The organism is Mesorhizobium sp. M0293 (assembly GCF_040321735.1).
Classification (GTDB): Bacteria; Pseudomonadota; Alphaproteobacteria; order Rhizobiales; family Rhizobiaceae; genus Mesorhizobium.
This window is the reverse complement of record NZ_JAMYSA010000012.1, coordinates 12,061-22,541: the sequence shown is the minus strand read 5'-3', so window position 1 is coordinate 22,541 and position 10,481 is coordinate 12,061. Positions and strand designations below refer to the sequence as shown.

General features: G+C 59.7%; 8 protein-coding genes. 2 read left to right on the top strand and 6 right to left on the bottom strand.

Features of this window, described 5'->3' with window-relative positions; genetic code table 11:
- Window positions 1-19 precede the first annotated feature (19 nt).
- From NKJ06_RS07260 to NKJ06_RS07250, 3 genes are all read right to left on the bottom strand, one after another.
- Window positions 20-1,360, bottom strand: a complete 1,341-nt coding sequence (locus tag NKJ06_RS07260) for an adenylate/guanylate cyclase domain-containing protein (protein ID WP_352630007.1) — start codon at window positions 1,358-1,360, stop codon at window positions 20-22.
- A 261-nt stretch (window positions 1,361-1,621) separates the two neighbouring features.
- Window positions 1,622-2,965: a nucleotide sugar dehydrogenase gene (locus NKJ06_RS07255; protein WP_352630009.1), complete on the bottom strand. Its 1,344-nt coding sequence runs from the start codon at window positions 2,963-2,965 to the stop codon at window positions 1,622-1,624.
- 115 nt (window positions 2,966-3,080) lie between these two features.
- Window positions 3,081-4,241 carry a DUF3095 domain-containing protein gene (locus NKJ06_RS07250; RefSeq protein ID WP_352630194.1) on the bottom strand — a complete coding sequence of 387 codons (1,161 nt, stop codon included), beginning with the start codon at window positions 4,239-4,241 and terminating at the stop codon, window positions 3,081-3,083.
- Between the two features lie 92 nt (window positions 4,242-4,333).
- Between NKJ06_RS07250 and NKJ06_RS07245 the strand changes: the two genes are divergently transcribed.
- Both NKJ06_RS07245 and NKJ06_RS07240 read left to right on the top strand, forming a co-directional pair.
- The gene (locus tag NKJ06_RS07245) at window positions 4,334-5,422 is read left to right on the top strand and encodes a glycosyltransferase family 4 protein (protein WP_352630196.1); all 1,089 of its coding nucleotides are present in this window, start codon (window positions 4,334-4,336) and stop codon (window positions 5,420-5,422) included.
- Window positions 5,419-6,180 (top strand): polysaccharide deacetylase family protein, encoded by a 762-nt coding sequence (locus tag NKJ06_RS07240; RefSeq protein WP_352630011.1) that lies wholly within the window; start codon window positions 5,419-5,421, stop codon window positions 6,178-6,180. The genes NKJ06_RS07245 and NKJ06_RS07240 overlap by 4 nt, the downstream gene beginning before the upstream one ends.
- Before the next feature lies 1 nt (window position 6,181).
- On the opposite strand, the gene NKJ06_RS07235 is transcribed toward NKJ06_RS07240, so the two are convergent.
- The 3 genes from NKJ06_RS07235 to NKJ06_RS07225 all read right to left on the bottom strand — a co-directional run bounded on the left by NKJ06_RS07235 (window position 6,182) and on the right by NKJ06_RS07225 (window position 10,474).
- Window positions 6,182-7,033: an MBL fold metallo-hydrolase gene (locus NKJ06_RS07235; RefSeq protein WP_352630014.1), complete on the bottom strand. Its 852-nt coding sequence runs from the start codon at window positions 7,031-7,033 to the stop codon at window positions 6,182-6,184.
- Window positions 7,034-7,226: 193 nt separating this feature from the next.
- Window positions 7,227-7,676, bottom strand: coding sequence for a cyclic nucleotide-binding domain-containing protein (locus tag NKJ06_RS07230; protein WP_214474341.1), 450 nt, complete (start codon window positions 7,674-7,676; stop codon window positions 7,227-7,229).
- 83 nt (window positions 7,677-7,759) lie between these two features.
- Window positions 7,760-10,474 carry an ABC transporter transmembrane domain-containing protein gene (locus NKJ06_RS07225; RefSeq protein WP_352630015.1) on the bottom strand — a complete coding sequence of 905 codons (2,715 nt, stop codon included), beginning with the start codon at window positions 10,472-10,474 and terminating at the stop codon, window positions 7,760-7,762.
- Window positions 10,475-10,481 lie beyond the last annotated feature (7 nt).

Here is a 10,481-nt window from a genome sequence, read left to right as displayed (position 1 = left end):
CGGATCAGATTGGGGCGCGCTACTGGAGCTTCCTCGGGTCGCCGGCCGACAGCCGTGCGGCATCGCGATGAAGCAGCATGACCTGCTCGGCCTCCGATCTCCGGTCGTAAATCGACTCCAGCGCACCGTCTTCATCGAGTGCGAGAGCGCCCGACAGATCGGGTGAAAGCACCGTCAGCTTCTGCTTGATCCCCGCCAGTTCCTCGTTGCCGAGCGTCAGCCAGCTGTTGGTGCCGCAATAGCTGGCGAAGTCTTTGCTGGCGAGAACGCGGTGCGGATATTTCTTGGTCAGGGTCTGGAGGCGCTGGACCTCGTTTACAGCCGAGCCGAAGACAGAGAATGTGAGCCGGTCGGTAAGCCCGACATTGCCGAACATCACGTTGCCGACATGCAGGCCGATGCCAAATTTTATGTCGGACAACCCCTTTTCCTTCCTTCGCAGATTGAGATCCACCATGCGCGCAGTGGCCTTGTGCGCTGCCGCCAGAGCAGACTGGCAGGCGATTTCGGACTGCGAGCGATGCCTTTCGCAAGGGTAGACGGCAATGAAGCCATCCCCTATGAAACTCATGATCTGCCCGCCTTTGCGATTGAAAGGTGCAGCAATGGCATCGAAAAACTGGTTCAGCGTATCGATGTAGATTTCGCGGCCGGAAGTTTCGGCAAGCCTTGTCGACCCGCGCATATCGGCCATGACCAGTGCGGCCCGGATTGTGTCGCCCTCGCCACGCTTGATCTGGCCGTCCAGCACGCGTCTGCCGGCGTCGCCGCCGAGATAAGTGGTCATCATGTTGTCGGCCAGCTTGGTGAGCACCGCCATTTTGGTGGCGATGGCGAGATGGTTTTGGATACGCAGCAGCGCCGAAATCATGCTGTCGGTGAAACCTGAAGCACTGTCGGTGGACCAGGACCCGATCATGCCCTGACTGGTATTGCCGTTAAAAGGATGGACGAAAGCAATGTAATCGGTCACGCCCATAAGCTTGAGTTCATCGAAAACAGGAAATTCCGACGGGACTGACTGGTCGAGCCGACGCCGCAGATGGTCGAGCTTGTTGCTGAGCAGATAGTAGTATGGGCTGGTCAGGAATCTGTCAGAATGAACGCCGTCCTTTTTGCGGAAGCCTTCCACTTCCATGCCTTGGCCGCGAACCCAGGTGAAGCCGAGCGCGTCATAAAGCGGATGAAGCATCGAAAAGCTCAAATGCACCCGCTTCAGCGGCAGGCCGGCAGCAGCCAGCCGTTCGCAAAACCCCTTTACCAATGTTTCCAGCTCGTTGCCCGCCAGCGCCGACTGAGTCAGCCAATCGGCAACCTTATCCATGAGAATTGTGGAAATTTCTGCTTGCGCCGTGCTCATACCACCTCGAAACCCGTCGAAGACGGAGCCATTATCCTTCGATCCGCCATAACACAGTCCGCCAGCGACCCAAAGGTGCCCCAAAGTCAACGAGGCCGGCTCCGGCGGCAGAACGGCGAAAGAATTTCCCGAATGACTGTCCTTGCAACCAAGGAACAGGCTTAACTGCATTCATGCCTTGTGGCGTTATGTGGCGAAGCTGCGGACGGAGTGCAATCACGATCCTGACATCGGCCAGAAAATTCGCCGGCTGGGACGCAGTCAGGCCTTGACCACCGTCTCTCGGACGAGCCCGAGACGGCCAAAAACATTGCGTGTGTCGACGATCAGAAGGGCGTGATCAGCGATTGTCTGATAGTCGATCGCGTCATGGTCGGTTGCAACGACGACAGCATCGAAGTCCTTCAAGGCCGCCTCGGTCAATTCGACCGAGCGGCGCCCCTTGATCGCCATATGCTCCCTTGTGGTCGGGATCTCGGGAACATGCGGATCGTGGAATTCCGCCTTGCCGCCCCATTCCTCGATGAGCTCAATGAGCCGCAATGAGGGGCTTTCGCGTATGTCGGGCACATTCTTCTTATAGGCGAGCCCGATGACGAGAATGCGCGAGCGGCTGAGCGCCTTGCCGCAGCGCCGGTCCAGCGCTTTCGCCAGTTCATCGACCACATGACGCGGCATGGCAGTGTTGATCTCCGCCGCCAGCTCGATGAAGCGCGTCGGCAGTTCGTATTCGCGCGCCTTCCACGTCAGGTAGAAGGGGTCGATCGGAACGCAGTGTCCGCCCAATCCGGGGCCAGGATAGAAAGGCATGTAGCCGAAGGGCTTGCTCTTGGCCGCCTCGATCACCTCCCAGATGTCGATGCCCATCGCGCCGAGCACGACCTTCAATTCGTTGACGAGGGCTATGTTGACCGAACGGAAGATGTTTTCCGTCAGCTTGACTGCCTCGGCGGTCGCCGTGGTGGAAACCGGAACGACGGTTTTGACCACGCATTGGTAGAAAGCCTGCACGAGCGTCGCCGCTTCAACGCCGTCACCTGCCACGACCTTCGGGATCGTCGCGACTTCAAAGTTGCGGTTGCCAGGATCCTCGCGTTCGGGCGAGAAGCCGAGGAAGAAGTCTATCTTCGACTGCAAGCCGGTTTCTTCCAGTATGGGCTTGATCACGTCGTCGGTGGTGCCGGGATAGGTAGTAGATTCCAGCACGATGAGGTGGCCGAGACGCAGATGCTTTGCGATGGTGCCAGTGGTGTTCCTGACAAAGGAGAGATCCGGCTCACGGTTTTTCGTCAGCGGTGTCGGAACGCAGATGATGATGATATCGCAGACGGACAGTTCGGCAAAATCTGCCGTGGCGCGGAACCGTCCACTCGCCACGTGGCCGGCAAGGGCTGTCGATGTCACCGCCTCGATGTAGGATTGGCCGTTGTTCAGGCTCTCGACCTTCTGGGCTTCGATGTCGAAGCCGAAAACCGGGAAGCCGGCGCGTGCGACCGCAATTGCCAGCGGCAACCCGACATAGCCCAATCCGATCACGCCGACTTGCGCGGCGTGCGTCGAGATACGGTTCAGCAGACGGTCATATGCCGATCGTGAAGCGTCCAAAAATCTGCTTCCCCGTTAATTCGGATAGGCTGGCCGGTCCCATGGCGCGGCTTACCATGGTCCCAGGAACCATGGCCGAGGCATATTGCGGAAAAAGGATTCCCGCAAGCCGTCATCAGACCGGCAACTTTGCCTTCAAGCTTGCGGCAGCCATCGCATAGCCGCCGGCGGCACCATCTATGAAATGAACGTGATCGCGCTGCAGAGGCGAGGCGACGAGGCATGTCATCAAGGCCGACTTCTGGCGGTGCAGGCCATAGTTGCAGATGTTCGCCTCTTCCGCCTGTTTCAGCCGGTTCTCGATCCGTTGCAACACATCAGCATCAACGTCGATGGTCATCTTCAAGCCGTCGTCGAATTTCCGGAAATCCGAATTGCTGGCCACGTCGCGTTTGTAGATTTTCGGATCGAAACTGCCGATCGTCCAGCCATATCTATCGGTGACGGCCGCAAGTGCCATCAGGAACACTATCCACACCTTCGACAACCACCGCCGTCCCGCCGGCGCCGTGGCCCGCGCCTCGATATCCAGGCCGGCGGGCAGCAAGCTGTAGTCCGGTCCGTTCACCGGCACCGGGTGGCCATCGCGTTCCTGCCTGCGGGCAAGGGCGATGATGTCTGATGCCAGAAACTGAAAACCGCGCAAGTCGCGCGACGCCCCCGGTATGGCTATGATCGAGACGATTTCGCCATGCCGGGTCTCGATCGGGTTCCAGCGGCAGGAGAGGCCGGTCAGATCCGGCCGCGCGCCGGCTGGCGCAGGATCGATACGGTAGCGCCCCGCTTTCATCTCGGCTTCCGCCCAACTGCCGCCACCGCCGGCGAACATGGCATAAAAGACCGCATCGGAGGCTTGGAACCTTGCCACGCGAACGTCGAGGCCTTGCGCTCGAATATCCTTTATCGGCACGATTGCGGCACGCAGGGTTAAGTCCAACTCGTCCGCCACCCATCTCTGGACAGCCGCCAGCGCGTTGCGGGTGGTCTCCACCGCCGAGCCGGGAAATGCGACGAGCGCCCCGTCGCCGCCGAAGACAAAGGGCAGATCTTGCCGACCCAGCGCATTAAGCAGCGCCGAAATGACGCTGGCGCCGGCCACATTGACCGTTTTATAGCGCCCAGCCTCTATCGCCTTGGTCGAGCCGACGATGTCGGCTGTGGCCAGCGCCCAGCCATCGGGGAGAGGCCGATAGTTGTCGATATCGGCAACGCTTTCGAACTTTGCGAAGACCGGCAGAGAAGCGACAAACGGGTCGGGCGCGGCAGCTGTTTCCATGAGCATCAGATAGCACATTCCACTGCTTGAAGGTGAAGTCGATCATGCTTCGAAATTGACTTGCGCATGCTTTCCGATGATAGGGTCGCGTGATGCGAATTGCCTTCTACGCGCCGCTGAAGTCGCCCAATCATCCCGTTGCCTCCGGCGACCGCCAGATGGCACGGATGCTGGTCAAGGCGCTGGAGCATGGAGGACACAGCGTCGAACTGGCATCCGAATTGCGCTTCTATCTACGCGAACCGGAGCCGAAAAGTTTCGATGCGCTCAAGATAGAGGCCCGAGGGGAAGCCGCGCGGCTGACCAGACTTTGGGATCGTGACGGCAAGCCCGATCTATGGTTCTGCTATCATCCCTATTACAAAGCGCCCGACCTGATCGGGTCCGAGCTGGCGTCGACCTTTGCTATCCCGTATGTGACAGCGGAAGCTTCCTATTCGAGGCGGCGCAATGCCGGTTTGTGGGCCGATACGCAAGCGTTGGTGGTGCGAGCCGTCGAACAGGCGGCGCTGAACATCTGCTTCACGCAAAGGGATCGTCAGGGACTGGCAGATGCGATACCCGACGTCGCCCTTGATATGCTGTCGCCCTTTATCGACACATCGGTATTCCGGGAAATGCCGGGACGAGGTTGTCCGACGCGCCTAGTCACCGTTGCCATGATGCGCCCGGGCGACAAAGTCGAAAGTTATCGCATGCTGGCGCAAGCGCTCGGTGTGATCGGCCACCTGCCTTGGACCATGTCGGTCGTCGGCGACGGGCCCGCCCGTGACGAGGTCAAGGCGCAATTCGCCGGCTTGCCCGCCGACCGTATCGAATGGCTTGGCGCGATTGAGCCAGCCGCCGTGCCGGATGTCCTCTATGGTGGAGGAATTTACGTCTGGCCGGGTCACGGCGAGGCCTATGGCGTTGCCTATCTTGAAGCACAGGCCGCCGGCCTTCCGGTGGTGGCTCAGCACATCGCCGGCGTGCCGGAAGTCGTGCGAGATGGCCAGACCGGGTTTCTCACCCCGCCGAGCGATGTGGCGGCGTTCGCTTCTGCCATTGAAAGGCTTCTGGCCTGTAGCGACGAAAGAACCATCATGGCCGCAGAAGCCAGACGTTTCATCCTCGAAGAACGTTCCCTCGGCGTTGCAGCGGCGCGTCTGGCCGAACTTCTTCCGAAGGTCTCCGTTTCATGACATCCGATCGGATCTGGCAGCCCTTGGTGGAAGAACTGGCGAGCCGGCAACGGGCGGGTCGTAAGGCAGAGTTCTGGCTGCGCGACGATGATGCCGTGGATCCGACACCCGCGCTTGATCGGCTGCTCGACCTCACCGGTGAATTCGCGGTTCCGGTCACTCTGGCCGTTATTCCGGCCCTCACTGATGAGAAGCTTGTCGCCCGGCTTGACGAGGCGCCGCATGCCACGGTCGCCATCCATGGCTGGGTGCACCGAAATCATGCGCCCGAGGGTCACAAAAAGCAGGAACTCGGCGCCCATCGGCCACGCGAGGCGATGCTCGATGAACTGGCTGGCGGGCTGTCGCACGTAACCGGCCTGCACGGCGCGCGCACCATTCCGATGCTGGTGCCCCCCTGGAACAGGATCGACGCCGGCCTGGTATCCGACCTTGGATCGATAGGATTTGCGGCATTGTCGGTCTATGGGCCGCCAATGCCGGCTTCACTGGCGGTCATCAACAGCAATGTCGACATCATGGATTGGCATGGCACACGCGGCTGCCGCGACCATGGCCTATTGGTTCAGGCTATCATCGCGCACTTACAGCATGCATTCGACGACGAACCGGTCGGCCTGCTCACCCACCATCTCGTACATGATGAATCGGCCTGGCTTTTCCTCGAACGGCTGTTCACAATCACTGCACAGACTGCCCCCTGCGCATGGCTTCCAATCAGGACATTGATCGGGCGCAGCGCCGGCAAAGTAAAATAGCTCAGCGCTTTTTGTGCAATGAGACTGGAAATTCGAGCGTCTGGCCATCGCGCGCGGCAAAAGCGCCGGCAAACCTGTCTTTGGCCAGTTTCTCGATCTCATCCAGTTCCTCGTCGGTGCGTGTCGCATCGTGGTGAAACAGCGCGAGCCCTCGCGCACCGGCCGCCTCACAGAGCTTGACGCCCTGTTGCCATGTCGAGTGCCCGTTGCCGCGGCGGCGTTCCATTTCCTCCTCGGTGTAGGTGCAGTCGTAGATGACGAGGTCGGCATCTTCGATCAGGCCGAGCACCGCACGATCAAGTTTGTCCGGCTCGTGCTCAGTGTCTGTGATCACCGCCACGACACGGCCGCCCCATTCGACCCGGTAGCCGATGCAGCCGCCTGGGTGAACAAGACTGCCGGTTCGGACCACCACCCCTTCGCGCGGCCGAAGCACGTCTCCGGATACGAAATCGCGGCAGTCGAGGCTTGCCTTGCAGACCTCCAGTTTCACCGGAAACCATGGCGGCCGCATGAACTCATCGACCATCTGCCGGGTCGTCATGCGTCCTGCAAGATGCCCGGACCAAAGCGTAACCTTGACGCTCCGGTCGTAGATCGGCGCAAAGAACGGCAGCCCGATAATGTGATCGTAGTGGCAATGGGTGAAAAGCAGGTCGAAATCGGTCACGCCCGACGTCCGAAGCGCGCCGCCGGCAGGCCGCAGGCCGGAGCCGGCGTCGAACAGAAGCGTATGCTTACCACATCGCAACTCAATGCAGCTTGTGTTGCCGCCATAGCGAGAGAATTCTGGCCCCGATACCGGAATGCTGCCGCGCACACCCCAAAACCTGACCAGGAAAACGTCGTCCATGGTAGCCCCTTCGCGGTTCCCGTCGCTCATCGTAGCCAAACAACTGCTGCTAGAGCAATTCCAGGAAAAGTGTGAACCGGTTTTCCGTCCGGAATTTGCGTCCAAACAAGAGGCGAGACAGGGTTCCTCCAGTGACCTTCTCAGCAAGAGGCCAGTGCTATCACGACGGGGAGGATCGACCGCACGTCAGTTGCTATTTGGCGCTTCGTGCGTCGATCAGATCCGCGGTGGTATGGCTTAGGCGATCGGCAAGAACCCTCAATATCTCAATGGTCATTTCCGGGGACTCCTTCATAAGCCTCAGGAAATGGTCCTTGCGGATTCTTAAGGCTTCCAGCTGACTTGCCGCTCTGACGGTGGCAGTGCGGGAGCTGTTGCACAGTATGGCGATCTCGCCAACAATCGAATTTGGCACCATTTCGGCAACTTTTATCGGTCCGCTGTCGGAATCGACCAGAATATCTGCCCTGCCTGAAAGGATGACATAGGCGGCATCTCCCTCGTCGCCCTGTCGGAAAAGGATCTGGCCGGCGCTGTAGCTCACGCGATCGGATGTGAACGCAAGCAATTTGAGCTTTGTCAGCTCGATGCCAGAAAACAAGGGAACGCGTTGCAGCATTCCAACTTCATCCTTGAGCAGCATTGTCGCAAACCTCAAATTTCGCGTTTGCCAGACTAGAGCAATGGGCGCCCAGATGGAATTAATTCCGTCTTCGAGACATCGCTCTACGACACCAGTTCCTTGAAGATACCGTTCTCTGCCAAAAGGGTCTCGTGTGTTCCGTCTTCCACCAATTGACCCGAGTCGAAGACGATAACGCGATCGAACATCATCGCCATTGACGGATTCGTAACGACCCACACAATTGCCGGCGAATGGCCGTCGCTTCTGGCTTCCTCGAGCACGTTTCGCAGCACCCTATCCTGCATGCGTTGGTCGAGCGCCGATAGCGGCCGGTTGAGAATGAGAAAATCGGGACGCTTGAGCAGGGCTCGGGCAACATCGAGCTTCTGTCGCTGTCCACCGGTCAGCCGCCTGCCGCCGGAGCCGACGTTGAAGTCCAGGCCAACATCCAGAAGTTCGGCATAAAGCCCCAGTTCGTCAAGAACGTCATAGAGGATGGAGCGTATGCGGTCCGGCGCGTCGGGATGGTTGTTGCCCACACGCCCGAACAGGACATTATCCATGACGGTAGCTGCGGCAATGTATCTGGCAGGGTCATACCGTTCGACCGCAGTTTGCAGTTCGGGCGGCAGGTTTTCATAGAACCGGTTGCGGGCAGCGACGATCTTGCTCATCAGCTCATCGCTCAGCAGCCCGAAGCGGTGCCGAGGCTCGATGTAGGCGAAACTCAAGGTGACGATCATGGCACGGTCGTTCTCCGAAACCGCCTCGTAGGGACGATTCTTGAGCCGTTGCAGCAAGGTTTCGTAGGCGGGTATCTCGTCGGCGCTCATGAAGGCGAGCTGCTGGAAGAACTGGTGATCGGGCGGCAGGTCGGCAAACAGCTCGATCGCCTGTTGGGCGATTTCCATGCCCATTTCGTAGAGCGTGCGGTCGAGGCCGGCTTGCTTCAGCACAGAAGCGAAATAGGGATTGGCCGCCAGGGCCCTGTCGGCCAGTTCGGGGCCGGCGGCAGCGCCGAAGAGCAGGTTCTGGCCGATCGTCGCTTCCTTGTTGTAGGCGCCCGGTTCGAAAGGAACCACCAGTTCGCTTAGCCCTTCCTGTTCCAGCCGGGTTCGCAGCGCCGCACGCAGCTCGACGATCCGCCTGGCAAGCTCCGTGTGACGCTTGAGGTCGGCCGAAGAGCGCAAACCAAGATCCAGAATATCGCGCGACAGAACAACCGCGTCGAGCACCCGGCGCACGGCTTCAAAGAGGTCGTGCGGGCCGGTAGCGCCAGCGGAAGCATAGTTGATCCAGTCGCTGTGGATATCAAAATCCGGATTGCCCGACCGGTGCGCCTCGTGGACGTTCCAGCGATGCTGGTCCGCCGCGACACCGTCATAAGACGCCGATATCAGCGGCGCATGCTTCAACCCGTAGAGCAGGTTATCGCGAAGGCTTGCCTGGAACAGGAAAACATCCGACGAGGCATAGGACATGCGCCGGCCGGTCACTGCTTCGGGGAGTTCAAGCAGGTCGTCTGCGCCCGAAGCGACTCTTCCGCTGTCCGGCCAGTTCAGCCGCGCGAAAGCTTCTGCAAGCGCCTCCGCTCCACCTGTTGCGGTACTGACCAGCGCCACCGTCTCACCGGGCTTGACCTGGAGGGAGACACGGTTGAGAAGCATCGCACCGCCATCGTCTGCTATGGACAGACCGATCGCCGACAGGGGGTTGGTCATCGGATCGGGATCGTCGATCGTCAATGCCACGATTTTCGGCGCGATGAGACTCTCGACGGTGAACTGTTCAACCACCTGTTGATATTTGACCTGGACATCCTGCCGATCCTGATCCCAGTCGATCAGTTCCTTCATCGGTCCGGGCAGGTCCTTGTAGGCGCCGATCACGGCCACGAGCTGGCCGACGTCCAGCCGCCCCTGGATGACCAGATACCCGCCGATCATGTAGAACAGAAAGGGCGTGAGCTGCGCGAGAAAATTGTTGAGGAACTTCACCATGAATTTCCATTGGTAAAGATCGAAGCGGATCTTGAAGATGAGCCCGAGCCGGGCAGCTATGTCGGCGCGCTCGTAGTTTGATGTGTCGTGGACGTGAACCGCGCCGATGCCGTCGACGATTTCGCCAACCCGGCCCGAAAGCGCGCGCGCCGTCAACTGCCGTTGGCGCCCGAGCACGATCAGCCGCCGCCGCATTCGCGGGATGAGCACGATCTGGATCACCACGATCACGACCGCTATCATTCCGAGCCAGACGTTCTGGATCATGATGAACAGCATGGACGTCAGCGCCTGGCCGCCGAGCAGCACCGGCTGCAGGAAGGCATCGCCGATGAAGCCGCCCAGCGGCTCCACCTCGTCCTTCACCATGGTCGCCACTTCGGCGGATTTTACCCGCTTGAAGTAGACCGGCGGAAACCGCAGCACACGATCGACCAGATCGAAGCGGATACGCCGCAGCATACGTTCGCCGAGGCGGCCCTTGTAGGTGTTGATGTAGAGTTTGAACAGGCCGTTGATGACGACCAGCAAGAGGAACACAAGGCTCAGGGCAAACAGCGTTTCCTTACGGTCGAGCTGAAAGCCGGAGAAGAACTGAACCTCTCCAATGAACGGCACGTTATAGTGCAGCCTCATGAATGGCTGGGTCGCGCCCGGTTGCTCGAAACCCTTGCCTTGGATCGGGCCGTTGACGATCAGCTTCGGCAGGTCGAATGACATGAAATACGGGATCATCGAAAGCAGGACGATCATCAATATCCAGAGCTGCTGCTTCTTGGTGTGCGTCCAGATATAGCGGGCTAGGCTGGGTTCCATATGAGAC

Bases quoted from the DNA above. Each gene is read 5' to 3' on its own strand.
- NKJ06_RS07260 (WP_352630007.1), bottom strand. From the start codon at position 1,360: ATGAGCACGGCGCAAGCAGAAATTTCCACAATTCTCATGGATAAGGTT.
- NKJ06_RS07250 (WP_352630194.1), bottom strand. From the start codon at position 4,241: ATGGAAACAGCTGCCGCGCCCGACCCGTTTGTCGCTTCTCTGCCGGTC.
- NKJ06_RS07245 (WP_352630196.1), top strand. From the start codon at position 4,334: ATGCGAATTGCCTTCTACGCGCCGCTGAAGTCGCCCAATCATCCCGTT.
- NKJ06_RS07240 (WP_352630011.1), top strand. From the start codon at position 5,419: ATGACATCCGATCGGATCTGGCAGCCCTTGGTGGAAGAACTGGCGAGC.
- NKJ06_RS07235 (WP_352630014.1), bottom strand. From the start codon at position 7,033: ATGGACGACGTTTTCCTGGTCAGGTTTTGGGGTGTGCGCGGCAGCATT.
- NKJ06_RS07230 (WP_214474341.1), bottom strand. From the start codon at position 7,676: ATGCTGCTCAAGGATGAAGTTGGAATGCTGCAACGCGTTCCCTTGTTT.
- NKJ06_RS07225 (WP_352630015.1), bottom strand. From the start codon at position 10,474: ATGGAACCCAGCCTAGCCCGCTATATCTGGACGCACACCAAGAAGCAG.